10 protein-coding genes are annotated in these 16369 nt (G+C 63.6%); all 10 read left to right on the top strand.

Annotation, left to right across the window (positions count from 1 at the left end):
* Positions 1-87: 87 nt before the first annotated feature.
* Positions 88-1104, top strand: coding sequence for a sugar ABC transporter substrate-binding protein (locus tag EB230_RS25455; RefSeq protein WP_056565614.1), 1017 nt, complete (start codon positions 88-90; stop codon positions 1102-1104).
* Between the two features lie 160 nt (positions 1105-1264).
* Positions 1265-2326: an ABC transporter permease gene (locus EB230_RS25450; RefSeq protein WP_056563743.1), complete on the top strand. Its 1062-nt coding sequence runs from the start codon at positions 1265-1267 to the stop codon at positions 2324-2326.
* Positions 2302-3111 (top strand): ATP-binding cassette domain-containing protein, encoded by an 810-nt coding sequence (locus EB230_RS25445; protein ID WP_244493895.1) that lies wholly within the window; start codon positions 2302-2304, stop codon positions 3109-3111. Before EB230_RS25450 ends, EB230_RS25445 begins: the two co-directional genes overlap by 25 nt.
* A gap of 131 nt (positions 3112-3242) precedes the next feature.
* A complete protein-coding gene (locus tag EB230_RS25440; protein WP_056563737.1) occupies positions 3243-5711 on the top strand; it encodes a glycogen/starch/alpha-glucan phosphorylase in 2469 nt (822 codons plus the stop codon).
* Between the two features lie 107 nt (positions 5712-5818).
* Positions 5819-8032: a 1,4-alpha-glucan branching protein GlgB gene (gene glgB / locus EB230_RS25435; protein ID WP_056563734.1), complete on the top strand. Its 2214-nt coding sequence runs from the start codon at positions 5819-5821 to the stop codon at positions 8030-8032.
* Positions 8033-8084: 52 nt separating this feature from the next.
* The gene (glgC, locus tag EB230_RS25430) at positions 8085-9350 is read left to right on the top strand and encodes a glucose-1-phosphate adenylyltransferase (RefSeq protein WP_056563731.1); all 1266 of its coding nucleotides are present in this window, start codon (positions 8085-8087) and stop codon (positions 9348-9350) included.
* A gap of 69 nt (positions 9351-9419) precedes the next feature.
* Complete coding sequence (gene glgA / locus EB230_RS25425; protein WP_056563728.1) at positions 9420-10865, top strand: glycogen synthase GlgA; 1446 nt, start codon at positions 9420-9422, stop codon at positions 10863-10865.
* Positions 10866-10868: 3 nt separating this feature from the next.
* Positions 10869-12497, top strand: coding sequence for an alpha-D-glucose phosphate-specific phosphoglucomutase (locus tag EB230_RS25420; protein WP_056563725.1), 1629 nt, complete (start codon positions 10869-10871; stop codon positions 12495-12497).
* A gap of 199 nt (positions 12498-12696) precedes the next feature.
* Positions 12697-14697: a glycogen debranching protein GlgX gene (gene glgX, locus EB230_RS25415; protein WP_056563720.1), complete on the top strand. Its 2001-nt coding sequence runs from the start codon at positions 12697-12699 to the stop codon at positions 14695-14697.
* Positions 14697-16355, top strand: coding sequence for an alpha-glucosidase family protein (locus tag EB230_RS25410; protein WP_056563717.1), 1659 nt, complete (start codon positions 14697-14699; stop codon positions 16353-16355). Before glgX ends, EB230_RS25410 begins: the two co-directional genes overlap by 1 nt.
* Positions 16356-16369 lie beyond the last annotated feature (14 nt).

The following is a 16369-nucleotide window of genomic DNA, read 5'->3' as shown; positions in this document are numbered from 1 at the left end:
GAAATTCGTTGGATGCGCCGTAGATGCCGGTTGGCCGGCATCCGGAATGGTTCCACTGGGAGGAAGATCGTGACCAATACAAAACTGTTGAAATCGACCGTGTTTGCCGCGGCTGCCCTGGGTCTGATGGCGCTTGCCTCGTCCGCATCCGCGGCCGGTGTCGGCGCCTGCCTGATCACCAAGACCGACACCAACCCCTTCTTCGTCAAGATGAAGGAAGGTGCCACGGCGAAGGCCAAGGAGCTCGGCGTCGACCTCAAGACCTATGCCGGCAAGATCGACGGCGACAGTGAGAGCCAGGTGGCGGCGATCGAAAGCTGCATCGCCGACGGCGCCAAGGGTATCCTGATCACCGCCTCCGACACCAAGGGCATCGTGCCGACCGTCAAGAAGGCCCGCGACGCCGGCCTGCTGGTGATCGCGCTCGACACGCCGCTCGACCCGATCGACGCGGCCGACGCGACCTTCGCCACCGACAATCTGGAAGCCGGCAAGCTGATCGGTGCCTGGGCCGCCGCGACGCTCGGCGACAAGGCCAAGGACGCCAAGATCGGCTTCCTCGACCTGACGCCGTCGCAGCCGACGGTGGACGTGCTGCGCGACCAGGGCTTCATGATGGGCTACGGCATCGATGTGAAGGATCCCAACAAGATCGGCGATGAGACCGATCCGCGCATCGTCGGCCACGATGTCACCAACGGCAACGAGGAGGGCGGCCGCAAGGCGATGGAGAACCTTCTGCAGAAGGACAACACCATCAACGTCATCCACACCATCAACGAGCCGGCCGCTGTCGGCGCCTACCAGGCGCTCAAGGCCGTCGGGCTTGAAAAGCAGGTGCTGATCGTCTCGGTCGACGGCGGCTGCCCCGGCGTGAAGTCGGTGACAGAGGGTGTCATCGGCGCTACGTCGCAACAGTACCCGCTGCAGATGGCAGCACTCGGCATCGAGGCGATCGCCGCCTTCGCCAAGGATGGAACCAAGCCGAAGCCGACCGAAGGAAAGAATTTCTTCGACACCGGCGTCAACCTTGTGACCGACAAGCCGGCCAAGGGCGTCAAATCCATCGACACCAAGGAAGGCCTCGCCAAGTGCTGGGGCTGATGCCGGTCTGACCGGTAATTACCTAACTCGAGCGGTCGGGGCTTGATCCCCGGCCGCTTCGGGTGGACGATGGCTCGCGTGACCGCGAACAATCCCGGCGATAGACCGGAAAGGCGTGGACGGGCGTTGGCGCGTGGCTGACACCCTACGGGGAGGAAACATGTCTCAGGCTCAGGAATTCGAGAAAGTTCTCTCGAGCAGCGACACCAGCGTTGCTGCGTTCGACGAGCACAAATCGGCCGTCAGGCGTATCCAGCATTTCCTGCATTCGACACCGGCGGCGGTGCCGCTGATCGTGCTGGTCCTGTCGATCGTCATCTTCGGCATCACCATTGGCGGGCGCTTCTTCTCGTCCTACACGTTGACGCTGATCCTGCAGCAGATTGCCATCGTCGGTATTCTGGGTGCCGCGCAGACGCTGGTCATCCTGACCGCCGGCATCGACCTGTCGATCGGCGTCATCATGGTGATTTCAGCCGTGATCATGGGCAATTGCGCCGTCAGCTACGGCCTGCCGAGCGTGCTCGCGGTGGCGATCGGCCTTGCCGCCGGTGCTGCCTGCGGGCTGCTCAACGGGCTGCTGGTCGCCTACATGAAGCTGCCGCCTTTCATCGTGACGCTGGGCACCTGGAACATCGTCATGGCCACGAACTTCATCTATTCGGCCAACGAGACGATCCGAGACACCGACGTCGACACCCAGGCGCCGCTGCTGCATCTGTTCGCTCTGAGCTTCAAGGTCGGAACCGCGGTGCTGACGCTCGGCGTCATCGCCATGGTCGCACTGGTGCTGCTCCTCTGGTACGTGCTCAACCACACCGCTTGGGGCCGCCATGTCTACGCCGTCGGCGACGACCAGGAGGCGGCCAAGCTGTCAGGCATACAGACCAAGAAGGTGCTGGTCACTGTCTACACCCTTGCCGGGCTGATCGCCGCTTTCGCCGCCTGGGTTTCCATCGGCCGCAACGGTTCGATCTCGCCGTCGGCGGCAGTCACCGACTACAATCTGCAGGCGATCACCGCGACGGTGATCGGCGGTATCTCCCTCTTCGGCGGGCGCGGCTCGATCCTGGGCACGCTGTTCGGCGCCATGATCGTCGGCGTCGTCTCGATGGGACTCAACATGCTGGGCGCCGATCCGCAATGGAAAGTGCTGCTCACCGGCGTGTTGATCATCGGCGCCGTGGCGGTCGACCAATGGATCAGAAAGGTTTCGGCATAGTCATGACCCAGGAGCCCATTCTCACCGCGCGTGGCTTGGTCAAGCGCTATGGCCGCGTCACCGCCCTCGACAATGCCGACTTCGACCTCTACCCCGGCGAAATTCTCGCCGTCATCGGCGACAACGGTGCCGGCAAGTCATCGCTCATCAAGGCGATTTCAGGCGCCGTCGTGCCAGACGAAGGAGAAATACGGCTTGAAGGCAAAACCGTTGCCTTCAAGTCGCCAATGGAAGCCCGCGAAGCCGGCATCGAAACCGTCTACCAGAACCTGGCCCTCTCGCCGGCACTGTCGATCGCCGACAACATGTTCCTCGGCCGCGAGATCCGCAAACCCGGCTTTCTCGGCCAATGGCTGCGCATGCTCGACCGTCCGGCGATGGAAAAGCGCGCCCGCGACAAGCTCACGGAACTCGGGCTTATGACCATCCAGAACATCGGCCAGGCGGTGGAGACGCTCTCGGGCGGCCAGCGCCAAGGCGTCGCGGTGGCGCGCGCCGCTGCCTTCGGCAGCCGCGTTGTGATCATGGACGAACCGACGGCCGCCCTTGGCGTCAAGGAGAGCCGCCGGGTGCTCGAACTGATCCTCGACGTCAAGAAGCGCGGCCTGCCCATCGTTCTGATCTCGCACAACATGCCGCATGTCTTCGAGGTGGCCGACCGTGTCCACATCCACCGCCTCGGTCGTCGTCTCGCCGTCATCGATCCCAAGCAGTATACGATGTCCGATGCGGTCGCCTTCATGACCGGCGCGAAGGCGCCTCCGGAGGCCGCGCTGGCCGCCTGACCGTCAAATTGCCGCAAGGTAAGCTGGCGGAGCTTCATCTAAATCGATTGAATGTATGCTGCGATGCGGTAACATGGGCTGGGATGAATGGTGAAAGCCGGTATGATCGTTGCAACCGCACGAGAGGCAGCATGACGCGCGCGATGACATCCGAAACCCTTCCGCCACTGCTCGAAAATCCAGATCCGAAGACGCTCGCAAGGGAAGTCTTGATGGCCCTCAAATACAGGGTCGGCAAGGACACCACCGTCGCGACGCAATATGATTGGCTGACCGCCTCGATCAAGGTCGTGCGCGACCGGATCGTCGATCACTGGATGCAGGCAACCAAAGAGGCCTATGACCAGCAGGAAAAGCGAGTCTATTACCTGTCGCTGGAATTCCTCATCGGCCGCCTGATGCGCGACGCCTTCTCCAATCTCGGCCTGATGGACAATATGCGCGAGGCGCTGTCGTCTCTCGGCGTCGACCTCGACCTCATCGCGGCGCTCGAGCCCGATGCCGCGCTCGGCAATGGCGGCCTTGGCCGGCTCGCCGCCTGCTTCATGGAAAGCATGGCGACCGTCGACATTCCCGCGCATGGCTACGGCATCCGCTACGCCAACGGCATGTTCCGCCAGGAGATCCATGACGGCTGGCAGGTCGAACTGCCCGAGACCTGGCTCGATCACGGCAACCCCTGGGAATTCGAACGGCGCGAACGCTCCTTCGAGGTCGGCTTCGGTGGCTCGGTGGAGTCCATCACGTCAAAGGATGGCCGGCTCGAGCGCCATGTCTGGAAGCCGACCGAGCATGTCCTGGCTGTTGCCTACGACACGCCTGTCGTCGGCTGGCGGGCAAACCGCGTCAACACGCTGCGGCTGTGGTCGGGCATGCCGGTCGATCCGATCCTGCTCGACAAGTTCAATGCCGGCGACCACATCGGCGCGTTGGCCGAGAGCAACAAGGCCGACGCTTTGTCCCGCGTGCTCTATCCCGCCGATTCCCACGTCGCCGGTCAGGAACTCAGGCTGCGGCAGGAATATTTCTTCTCCACCGCCTCGCTGCAGGACATCGCGCAGCGGCATCTGAGCCAATATGGCGACCTGAAGTCGCTGCCCGACAAGGCGGCGATCCACTTGAACGACACCCATCCGGCGATCGCGGTGCCGGAGCTGATGCGGCTCCTGATGGATGTCCACGGCATGGACTTCGACCTGGCCTGGGACATCACCAAGCGCACCTTCGGCTACACCAACCACACGCTCCTTCCCGAGGCGCTGGAAAGCTGGCCGGTGCCGTTGTTCGAACGGCTTTTGCCGCGCCATATGCAGATCGTCTACGCCATCAACGCGCAGGTGCTTCTGGAGGCCCGCGCCACCAACCAGTTCTCGGGCGAGCAGATCAGCCGCATCTCGCTGATCCAGGAAAACGGCGACCGCCGCGTGCGCATGGGCAATCTGGCTTTTGTCGGCTCGCACTCCATCAATGGCGTCTCGGCGCTGCACACCGAGCTGATGAAGGAAACGGTGTTCGCCGACCTGCACAAGCTCTATCCCGACCGCATCAACAACAAGACCAACGGCATCACGCCGCGGCGCTGGCTGATCCAGTGCAACCCCGGGCTGACCTCGCTCGCCCGCGAGGCGATCGGCGACCGGTTCCTGGACGACATCGAGGCCATCAAGGGGCTCGACAGCTTTGCCGATGACAGCGCGTTCCGGGAGAAGTTCGCGGGCGTCAAGCGGCAGAACAAGGCGCGGCTGGCCAATCTGGTCGCCGACCGGCTCGGCATCAAGGTCGATCCGTCGGCGCTGTTCGACATCCAGGTCAAGCGCATCCATGAATACAAGCGCCAGCTTCTCAACATCCTCGAGGCGGTTGCGCTTTACGACCAGATCCGCTCGCATCCCGAGCGTGACTGGATGCCCCGCGTGAAGTTTTTCGGAGGCAAGGCGGCGCCCAGCTACCACAACGCCAAGCTGATCATCAAGCTCGCCAATGACGTCGCCAAGGTCATCAATCGCGACCCGGCCGTTCGCGGTTTGCTGAAGCTGGTGTTCGTGCCGAATTACAATGTCAGCCTGGCCGAAATCATGATGCCGGCCGCCGACCTGTCCGAGCAGATATCGACCGCCGGCATGGAGGCGTCGGGCACCGGCAACATGAAGTTCGCGCTCAATGGCGCGTTGACCATCGGCACGCTCGACGGCGCCAATGTCGAGATCAAGGAATGCGTCGGCGACGACAACATCTTCATCTTCGGCCTGACAACGGCCGAGGTCGCCGAGCGGCGCAACAATGGCTACAACCCGCGCGCCGTGATCGAGGGTTCCCCCGAGCTGGCGCAGGCGGTCGCTGCCGTATCCTCCGGCGTCTTCTCGCCGGACGACCCGGACCGCTACCGCGATCTCATCAACGGCCTCTACGACAGCGACTGGTTCATGGTCGCCGCCGATTTCGATGCCTACACCGCTGCCCAGCGCGAGGTCGATGCCGTCTGGCGCAACAGCCCGGACTGGTACGCCCGGGCGATCCGCAATGTCGCGCGCGTTGGCTGGTTCTCTTCCGATCGAACGATCCGCCAATACGCGAAAGAAATCTGGAACGTGCCTGTCTGATGTGATTGCATGAGGCCCACGAACAAAGTGGTCCAGGTGATGCGGGTTGAATGCCAGCTCACATCACCAGAAACAAACACCTGGTGCCCTGGGAGGGACACTGCCTGATGAGGAAGCCGCGCGCGACCGCTGCGACAAGCGGGCCGGACGGACTGGCGCCAGCCAGCGATGTTGCGGCGATTGTCGCCGGCACGCACGGGAATCCGTTCGCAGTCCTTGGCGTCCACGAGATCGGCAAGAGCCTGTTTGCCCGCTGCTTCGTTCCGCATGCCGAAACCGTCGCCGCCTATACGCTGACGGGCATCGAGGCCGGAGAGTTGTCCAGGCGCGATGACGCCGGCTTCTTCGAAGGCAAGCTGTCGATCAGGAAGCGGCAACCGCTGCGCTACCACGCGCGCAATGCCGGCGGCGACTGGTGGCTGACCGATCCCTATTCGTTCGGCCCGGTGCTCGGGCCGATGGACGACTACTATATCGCCGAGGGTTCGCACCTCAGGCTGTTCGACAAGCTTGGCGCGCATGTCATCGAGCACGAGGGTGCCACCGGCGTGCATTTCGCCGTCTGGGCTCCCAATGCGCGGCGCGTCTCGGTGGTCGGCGATTTCAACGACTGGGATGGCCGCCGTCACACGATGCGCGATCGCCGCGATACCGGCATCTGGGAATTGTTCGTGCCCGACATCGGTGCCGGCCGACCCTACAAATACGAGATCATCGGCCCCGATGGCGTCAGACTGCCGCTGAAGGCAGACCCGTTCGCGTTCAAATCCGAACTGCGTCCGGCCACGGCTTCGGTCGTTGCCGTGCCGCCGGGGCATGAGTGGGGCGACGAGGCCCACCGCAATTTCTGGCGCAATGCCGACCACCGGCGCGAAGCCATTTCGATCTACGAAGTCCACGCCGGGTCCTGGCAGCTTGGTGACGACGGCACGTTCCTGTCATGGGACGAACTGGCCGACCGGCTGATCCCCTATGTGGTCGAAACCGGTTTCACCCACATCGAGTTCATGCCGATCTCCGAACATCCCTATGACCCGTCCTGGGGCTATCAGACGACCGGCCTCTACGCGCCGTCGGCCCGCTTCGGCGACCCGGACGGCTTTGCCCGTTTCGTCGACGGGGCGCACCGCGCCGGCGTTGGCGTCATCCTCGACTGGGTACCGGCGCATTTCCCGGTCGACGCGCATGGCCTGGCCCATTTCGACGGCACCGCCCTCTACGAACATGCCGACCCGCGCAAGGGTTTTCATCCCGACTGGAACACCGCGATCTATAATTTCGGTCGCCGCGAGGTGGTATCTTTCCTGGTCAACAACGCGCTGTTCTGGGCCGAGAAATACCATGTCGACGGTTTGCGCGTCGATGCGGTCGCCTCGATGCTCTACCTCGACTATTCGCGCAAGGCTGGCGAATGGATCCCTAACGAGAAGGGCGGCCGTGAGAACCTCGAAGCGGTCTCTTTCCTGCAAAGGATGAACAAGGAGGTCTACGGCCACCACCCGGGCGTCATGACCATCGCCGAGGAATCCACCTCATGGCCGAAGGTCTCGGCGCCGGTGCATGAGGGCGGGCTGGGCTTCGGATTCAAGTGGAACATGGGCTTCATGCACGACACGCTGGAGTATTTCTCCAAGGAGCCGATCTTCCGCAAGCACCACCACAACGACCTGACCTTCGGCCTGACCTACGCCTTCTCGGAGAATTTCGTGCTGCCGCTCTCGCATGACGAGGTTGTGCACGGCAAAGGCACGCTGCTGGGCAAGATGGCCGGCGACGACTGGCAGAAATTCGCGACCTTGCGTGCCTATTACGGCTTCATGTGGGGCTATCCCGGCAAGAAGCTGTTGTTCATGGGACAGGAATTCGCGCAGCGCCGCGAATGGAGCGAGGCACGCGCGCTCGACTGGAACCTGCTCGATTTCCGCCCGCATCGCGGCGTCTGGCAGACGGTGCGCGATCTCAACTATCTCTACCGGTCGCGCCCGGCGCTGCACGGCCGCGACTGCGAGCCGGAAGGGTTTTCCTGGCTGATCGTCGACGACAGCCAGAATTCGGTTTTCGCCTGGCTGCGCAACGCGCCGGGCGGCAGTCCGGTGGCTGTCATATCCAACTTCACGCCGGTGCCGCGCGACAATTATCGCGTTCCGTTGCCGAACGCCGGCAAGTGGCGCGAGATCATCAACACCGACGCATCCGAATATGGCGGCTCCGGCATGGGCAATGGCGGCATGGTCGAGGCAAGGGCGGAAGGCAAGAGCATCTTGGCAACGATGCTTCTGCCGCCGCTGTCGACGATCATGCTCGAACTCGTTGCCGACTGAACCGTCAAGGCCGGAACAACATGGCGAGACTGAGTAATTTGGGAGGGTGGAAATGGCAGACTTGAAACGGATCCAGCCGCTGGCGCGTGATGCCATGGCCTACGTACTGGCCGGCGGCCGCGGCAGCCGCCTCAAGGAACTGACCGATCGTCGCGCCAAGCCGGCGGTCTATTTCGGCGGCAAGACTCGCATCATCGATTTCGCGCTCTCCAACGCGCTCAACTCGGGCATTCGCCGCCTCGGGGTCGCCACCCAGTACAAGGCGCATTCGCTGATCCGCCATCTGCAACGCGGCTGGAACTTCCTGAGGCCCGAACGAAACGAAAGCTTCGACATCCTTCCCGCCAGCCAGCGCGTGTCGGAAACGCAGTGGTATGAGGGCACGGCGGACGCCGTCTACCAGAACATCGACATCATCGAGGCCTATGGCCCGGAATACATGGTCATCCTCGCCGGCGACCACATCTACAAGATGGACTACGAGATGATGCTGCGCCAGCATGTCGACGCCAATGCCGACGTCACGGTCGGCTGCCTCGAAGTGCCGCGTATGGAAGCGACAGGCTTCGGCGTCATGCATGTCGATGCCAAGGACAACATCATCGCCTTCGTCGAAAAGCCGGCCGATCCGCCCGGCATTCCGGGTAACCCGGAATTCGCCCTGGCCTCGATGGGCATCTACGTCTTCAAGACCAAGTTCCTGATGGAGCAGCTGCGCCGCGACGCCGCCGAGCCCGGCTCCAGCCGCGATTTCGGCAAGGACATCATTCCCTATATCGTCGAGCATGGTAAGGCGATCGCGCACCGCTTCACCAAGTCCTGCGTACGCTCGACCGCGGAGAACGAAGCCTACTGGCGCGATGTGGGAACGGTCGACGCCTATTGGGAAGCCAATATCGACTTGACCGACGTGACGCCCGAGCTCGACCTCTACGACCGCGACTGGCCGATCTGGACCTATGCCGAGTTGAAGCCGCCGGCAAAATTCGTCCATGACGAGGATGGCCGGCGCGGCTCGGCCGTTTCCTCCCTGGTCTCGGGCGATTGCATCGTCTCCGGCGCGACGCTGAAGAAGAGCCTGATTTTCACCGGCGCGCGCATCAATTCCTATTCGACGCTGGAAGAGGTCGTCATGCTGCCCGACGTTCATGTCGGGCGGAACGCAAGGTTGAAACGCGTCGTCATTGACCACGGTGTAAGGATACCGGAAGGGTTGGTGATCGGCGAGGATCCCGTGCTCGACGCCAAGCGCTTCCGCGTTTCGGAAAAAGGCATCTGCCTGGTCACACAGGACATGATCAACAAACTCGGGCTCTAGAGCAATTCCAGGAAAAGTGTGAGAACGGTTTCCCGTCCGGAATTGCTCACAACAGGATCGGATAGACGCATGCAGGTTCTGTCGGTCACGCCCGAGATCTTCCCGCTGATCAAGACCGGCGGACTGGCCGATGTGACCGGTGCGCTGCCCGTGGCGCTGGCAGCCAAGGGCGTGGCCATGCGCACGCTCATTCCAGGCTTTCCCGCGGTGATGGAAGGCTTCAAGAAAAGGAAGGCCGTCTACCAGTATCCGTTGCTGCAGGGCGGCAAGGCCTCGGTCCACTCTGTCGAGCTTGCCGGGCTCGATCTTTTCGTGCTCGACGCGCCGCATCTGTTCGACCGTCCCGGTGGTCCCTATGGCAATGCTTCGGGCGCGGACTGGCCGGACAATTGGCGGCGCTTCGCGGCGCTGAGCCAAGCCGGCGCCGATATCGCCGGCGGCGCCATCTCGGGCTACCTGCCAGACATCGTCCATGCCCATGACTGGCAGTCGGCGATGACGCTGGCCTATATGCGCTACGGCAAGGCGGTGGGCACGCCGTCGATGATGACCGTCCACAACCTCGCCTTCCAGGGCCAGTTCGGCGCCGGCATCTTCGGCGAGCTCGGTCTGCCCGCGGTCGCGATGGCGCTTGACGGCGTCGAGTATTATGGCGGCGTCGGCTTCCTCAAGGCCGGCCTGCAGGCCGCCTGGGCGATCACCACCGTCAGCCCGACCTACGCGCAGGAGATCCGCTCGCCGGAGTTCGGCATGGGTCTCGACGGACTGATCAACATGCGCTCCAGCGATCTCTACGGCATCGTCAATGGCATCGACACGGCCATCTGGGATCCGGAGACAGACAAGCATCTGGTGTCCAGCTATACGGCCGCCACGCTCAAGGCGCGGGCCCCGAACAAGGCCGCCGTGGAGGATCGCTTCGGCCTCGACCGCGACGACAGCCCCATCGTCTGCGTCATCAGCCGGCTGACCTGGCAGAAGGGCATGGACATATTGGCGACCGTGATCGACGGTGTCGTCGCGACCGGTGTACGCTTGGCCATACTGGGCTCGGGCGATGCCGGCCTGGAAGGCGCATTGCTTGCCGCCGCCGCCCGCCATCGTGGCCGCATTGGCGTGGTCGTCGGCTATGATGAGGGGCTGTCGCACACCATGCAGGGCGGCTGCGACGCCATCGTCATCCCATCACGCTTCGAACCCTGCGGACTGACGCAGCTCTACGGCCTGCGCTACGGCTGCGTACCGGTGGTTGCCCGCACCGGCGGCCTCGCCGACACCATCATCGACGCCAATGAAGCCGCGATCGCGGCCGGCGTGGCGACGGGGTTCCAGTTCGCACCCAACAACGGCGGCGCGATGCTGCACGCCATAAACCGCCTGGCCGAAGCCTACGCCAACCCCACGGTCTTCGAAACCATCCAGCGCCAGGGCATGAAGACCGATGTGTCGTGGGATCGAAGCGCCGAAAAATACGTTGAACTCTATCGCCTGCTGCTTTCGAAAAGGGTTGCCTGAAGCATGATACGCACCGTCCCCACCAAACCCTACTCCGACCAGAAGCCCGGCACGTCGGGCCTGCGCAAGAAGGTGCCCGTGTTCCAGCAGGAGCACTATGCCGAGAATTTCATCCAGTCGATCTTCGACGCGCTCGACGGGTTTAAGGGCAAGACCCTGGTGATCGGCGGCGACGGTCGCTTCTACAACCGCGAGGTCATCCAGAAGGCGATCGCCATGGCCGCCGCCAACGGCTTCGGCAAGGTGATGGTCGGGCAGGGCGGCATCCTGTCGACGCCCGCCGCCTCGCATGTCATCCGCAAATACAAGACCTTCGGCGGCATCATCCTGTCGGCCAGCCATAATCCGGGCGGCCCGCACGAGGATTTCGGCATCAAGTACAATGCCGGCAATGGCGGCCCGGCGCCGGAAAAGTTGACCGACGCGATCTTCGAGAAAACCAAGGCTATTTCGAGCTTCAAGACATCGGACATCGATCCGATCGACATCGACACGATCGGCACGGTCAAGGCCGCCGGCATGACGGTCGAGATCATCGATCCGGTCGCCGACTATGCCGAGTTGATGGAAAGCCTGTTCGATTTCGACGCGCTGCGCAAACTGTTCAAGTCAGGCTTCCGCATGCGCTTCGACGCCATGCACGCGGTGACCGGTCCCTATGCCAAGGAAATCCTTGAAAACCGGCTTGGCGCGCCCAACGGCACCTGCCGCAACTTCAAGCCGCTGCCCGATTTCGGCGGTCATCATCCGGATCCGAACCTGGTCCACGCCAAACACCTCTATGATGAGATGATGGGTGCGGATGCGCCGGATTTTGGTGCCGCTTCCGACGGCGACGGCGACCGCAATCTGATCATCGGCAAGGGCATTTTCGTCACTCCGTCGGATTCGGTGGCGATGCTCGCCGCCAATGCCCGCCTGGCGCCCGGCTACAAGGACGGGCTGAAGGGCATCGCCCGCTCGATGCCGACCAGTGGCGCGGCCGACCGGGTCGCTGAAAAACTCGGCATCGGCATCTATGAGACCCCGACCGGCTGGAAATTCTTCGGCAATCTGCTCGATGCCGGCATGGCGACGATCTGTGGCGAGGAAAGTGCGGGCACCGGCTCCAACCATGTCCGCGAGAAGGACGGCCTTTGGGCGGTGCTGTTGTGGCTCAACATCCTCGCCGCGCGCGGCGAAAGCTGCAAGCAGGTGGTCACCGAGCACTGGGCGGCCTACGGACGCAACTACTATTCGCGGCACGACTATGAGGAGGTCGAGAGCGACCGCGCCAACGCGCTGGTCGACGAACTGCGCGCCAAGCTCGGCTCGCTGCCCGGCACCAGCGTGCGCGGCCTGAAGATCAACAAGGCCGACGACTTCGCCTATCATGACCCGGTCGACGGCTCGACCAGCGAGCACCAGGGCATCAGGGTGCTGTTCGAAGGCGGTTCTCGCGTCGTCTTCCGTCTCTCCGGCACCGGTACTTCGGGTGCTACCTTGCGCGTCTATATCGAGCGCTACGAGCCGGACAAGGCGCGGCACGATCTCGACACCCAAGCCGCACTCGCCGACCTCATCGCCGCCGCCGACGACATTGCCGGGATCAAGAGCCACACCGGCCGCAACAAGCCGAGCGTGATTACTTGAGGGTGGCGGTGAGGGCTTTCCCTTCTCCCCTTGTGGGAGAAGGTGGCCTCGCGAAGCGAGGTCGGATGAGGGGTGCTCCAGCTTGGCGCGTTCTTCGATCGAGATTGCCAACGCCTCGTTCCGTCACACACCCCTCATCCGTCTCGGCGCTGAGCGCCGAACCACCTTCTCCCACAAGGGGAGAAGGGGAGGCGCTGGCATGACCCGTCTCGGCGCCACAATCACCCCCGAAGGCATCCGCTTTGCCGCCTGGTCTTCGTCGGCCCGTCGCATCTGGGTCTCGATCTTCGACGAGCAAGACAATCGGGAAATCGACCGGGCGGAACTCCAGCCGGAAGGCGAGGGGATGCATGCGCTCTTCGTTTCAGGCCTTGCCGCGGGCTCGCTATATGGTTTCCGTGCCGACGGCGACTATGCGCCCGAGCTTGGGCTGTGGTTCGATCCCGACAAGCTGCTGACCGATCCCTACGCCGTGGAAATCGACCGGCCCTATGCTTATCACTGGCGGCTCGCCGCGCGGCGCAACGAGGGCGCGGACACCGCGCCGTTGATGCCCAAGACCGTGGCAAGGGCCTTGCCCAGGGCAGTGCCTGTGCCGCCGCCGCTGTTTCGTCCGGGCGGCCTGATCTACGAACTGAACGTCCGCTCCTTCACGAAGCTCCACCCGGATGTGCCGGACGAACAGCGTGGTACCCTCGCGGCGCTCGCCCACCCCGCCATCATCGCGCATCTGAAGCGCCTCGGTGTATCCGCCGTCGAACTGATGCCGGTGACGGCGTCGATCGACGAGCGGCATCTGCCACCGCTGGGCCTGAGCAACGCCTGGGGCTATAACCCCGTCACCTTCATGGCGCTCGACCCACGGCTGGCGCCCGGCGGTCTGGCAGAATTGCGCGAAACCGTCGCGACGCTGCGCCAGGCCGGCATCGGCACCATTCTCGATCTCGTCTTCAACCACACAGGCGAAAGCGACAGGCTGGGGCCGACGCTGTCGTTGCGCGGCCTCGACAATCAAGCCTACTACCGGCACCAGCCGGATGGCAGGCTGGTCAATGACACCGGCACGGGCAACACAGTCGCGTGCGACCATCCGGTGGTGCGCGACATGGTGCTCGACACGCTTCGCCATTTTGTCCGCCATGCCGGCGTCGACGGTTTTCGCTTCGATCTGGCACCGGTGCTGGGCCGCGTCGATGGCGTGTTCGATCCCGCCGCGCCCTTGCTCGAGGCTATCGCCGGCGATCCAGTCCTTGCCGATCGGGTGCTGGTCGCCGAACCCTGGGATATTGGTCCGGACGGCTATCAGCTCGGCAATTTCCCTGCGCGCTTCCTCGAATGGAACGATCGCTATCGCGACGATGCCAGACGCTTCTGGCGTGGCGATGTCGGCGCGGTCGGAGCGTTGGCGACCCGGCTTGCCGGCTCATCCGATGTTTTTGGCAAGGCCGGCCGGCCGGCTAGCCGCACGGTCAATTTCATCGCCGCGCATGATGGCATGACGCTGGCCGACATCGTCGCCTACGAGCGTAAGCATAACGCGGCCAATGGCGAGCAGAACCGTGATGGCCACAACGACAATTTGTCTTGGAACAATGGGGCCGAAGGCGAGACGGACAACGCGGCGATCGGCAAGGCGCGCTTCGAAGACCAGTGCGCGCTGCTTGCCACGCTATTTGGCTCGCGGGGCACCATAATGCTGACCGCCGGCGACGAATTTGGTCGTACCCAGAAGGGCAATAACAACGCCTACGCGCAGGACAACGCCATCACCTGGCTGGATTGGACGGGCCGCGACCAGGCGCTGGAGCGTTACGTATCGGCGCTGGCCACACTCCGCCGCGCCGTCCCGGCATTGTCGGACACGCATTTCCTGACCGGACAATCGGCCGAGGCTTCAGGCATCCCCGACGTCGCCTGGTTGACCGAGACCGGCATGCCGCTTGCGGAGGCGGACTGGAACGATCCCGGCCGACATCGCCTCGTCATGCTGTTGGGCGATGCGGGCGGCGGCCGCATTGCCGTCATCATCAATGGTGATCGCCGCCAATGCGTCTTCACCTTGCCCGCGCGGGAAGGGTTTCAATGGCAGCCGGCGGTCGAAACGCAGGCGGTCGACCTTGCGCGGCCAATGCCGGGCCGCGGCGTCAATTTCATGATCGAGCGCCGAACCGGAAAGGGCGGCGCCAGGAAGGGTTCGTGATGGCCGATGAAGATGCCAACTCTTGGGCCGACCCGGGAGCGGGGCGGGAGGCCGAGTGGTGGCGCGGCTGCGTCATCTACCAGGTCTATCCGCGTTCCTTCCAGGACACGACCGGCGATGGCAGCGGCGATCTCAGGGGTATCACGGCAAGGCTGGCCCACATCGCCTCGCTTGGCGTCGATGCCGTCTGGCTGTCGCCCTTCTTCAAGTCGCCGATGGCCGACATGGGTTACGACGTGTCGGACTATCGCGACGTCGATCCGATGTTCGGTTCGCTGGAGGATTTCGACACACTGATCGCCGAAGCGCACCGGCTGGGCCTGAAGGTCGTCATCGACCAGGTGCTGTCACACTCATCCGACAAGCATGAATGGTTCATCGAAAGCCGCGCCAGCCGCGACAACCCCAAGGCCGACTGGTACGTCTGGGCCGATGCGAAGCCCGACGGCAACGCGCCCAACAACTGGCTGTCCGTCTTCGGTGGCCCTGCCTGGGAGTGGGATTCGACCCGCCGGCAGTATTACATGCACAATTTCCTTGCTTCGCAGCCCGACCTGAATTTCCACAATCGCGAGGTCCAGGATGCGCTGCTGGACACGGTTCGCTTCTGGCTGGAGCGTGGCGTCGACGGTTTCCGGCTCGACACCGTCAATTACTATTTCCACGACCGCTGGCTACGCAGCAATCCGCCCTTGGCGTCGAGTGTCGCTGGCACCAATGGCGAGACAAACACCTACCTCTACCAGGAGCATCTGTTCGACAAGACGCAGCCGGAAAACCTGGCTTTCCTCAGACGTTTCCGGGCATTGCTGGACCAGTATGAGGGCCGTGCCGCGGTTGGTGAGATCGGCGACGAGGGCCGCTCGCTGCAGACGCTGGCCGCCTATACTTCCGGCGGTGACAAGCTGCAGATGTGCTACACTTTCGACCTGCTCGGTTCGCAGTTTTCGGCGGCACATGTGCGCGGCTGCGTCGAGGCTTTCGAACATGCGGTCGTCGACGGTTGGGTCTGCTGGGCGTTCTCCAACCATGACGTGGTGCGCCATGTCAGCCGCTGGACAGCACCTGACGGCGATCCCGACACGGTGGCCAGATTCTCGATCATGCTGCTCGCCTGCCTGCGCGGCTCGATCTGCCTTTATCAGGGCGAGGAGCTTGGCCTGGAAGAGGCGGAGCTAGCCTATGAGGATCTGCGCGATCCGGTCGGCATCCGCTTCTGGCCCGGCGTGAAGGGCAGGGATGGTTGCCGCACGCCGATGGTCTGGGAGGCCGGCGCCGACAATGCGGGCTTCTCGACGGGCAGGCCCTGGCTGCCGGTACCGGCCAGCCATCGCGCTCGTGCCGCCGATGTGCAGAACGGCAACGACCAGTCTGTGCTGTCCGCCTACCGCTCGACGCTTGCCTTGCGCGGGCGTCATCCAGCGCTGGTCAGCGGTTCGATCCGCTTTCTCGACGCCGAGGGTGATGTGCTCGCCTTCATCCGCGAAGGTGGCGGCGAGAGGCTGCTCTGTGTCTTCAATTTCGCCGGGGAGCCGGCGAATTGGCAATTGCCGGGGGGCATCGGAACAATTGCGGCTGTCTTGGATGGCGAAGCTGCTGTCGGGGACGAAGCGCTCTCGCTGTCGGCTCTCGGTCACTTCCTTGGCCGGCTGGACTGACTGGCGATCAGACC

It is taken from the genome of Mesorhizobium sp. NZP2234 (assembly GCF_013170765.1).
Classification (GTDB): domain Bacteria; phylum Pseudomonadota; class Alphaproteobacteria; order Rhizobiales; family Rhizobiaceae; genus Mesorhizobium; species Mesorhizobium loti_D.
Note: the sequence above shows the minus strand (reverse complement) of the source record. Positions and strands in the feature narration are given on the sequence as shown.

Coding starts and splice junctions, on each gene's coding strand:
- EB230_RS25450 (WP_056563743.1), top strand. CDS start 1,265: ATGTCTCAGGCTCAGGAATTCGAGAAAGTTCTCTCGAGCAGCGACACC.
- EB230_RS25445 (WP_244493895.1), top strand. CDS start 2,302: ATGGATCAGAAAGGTTTCGGCATAGTCATGACCCAGGAGCCCATTCTC.
- EB230_RS25440 (WP_056563737.1), top strand. CDS start 3,243: ATGACGCGCGCGATGACATCCGAAACCCTTCCGCCACTGCTCGAAAAT.
- glgB (WP_056563734.1), top strand. CDS start 5,819: ATGAGGAAGCCGCGCGCGACCGCTGCGACAAGCGGGCCGGACGGACTG.
- glgC (WP_056563731.1), top strand. CDS start 8,085: ATGGCAGACTTGAAACGGATCCAGCCGCTGGCGCGTGATGCCATGGCC.
- glgA (WP_056563728.1), top strand. CDS start 9,420: ATGCAGGTTCTGTCGGTCACGCCCGAGATCTTCCCGCTGATCAAGACC.
- EB230_RS25420 (WP_056563725.1), top strand. CDS start 10,869: ATGATACGCACCGTCCCCACCAAACCCTACTCCGACCAGAAGCCCGGC.
- glgX (WP_056563720.1), top strand. CDS start 12,697: ATGACCCGTCTCGGCGCCACAATCACCCCCGAAGGCATCCGCTTTGCC.
- EB230_RS25410 (WP_056563717.1), top strand. CDS start 14,697: ATGGCCGATGAAGATGCCAACTCTTGGGCCGACCCGGGAGCGGGGCGG.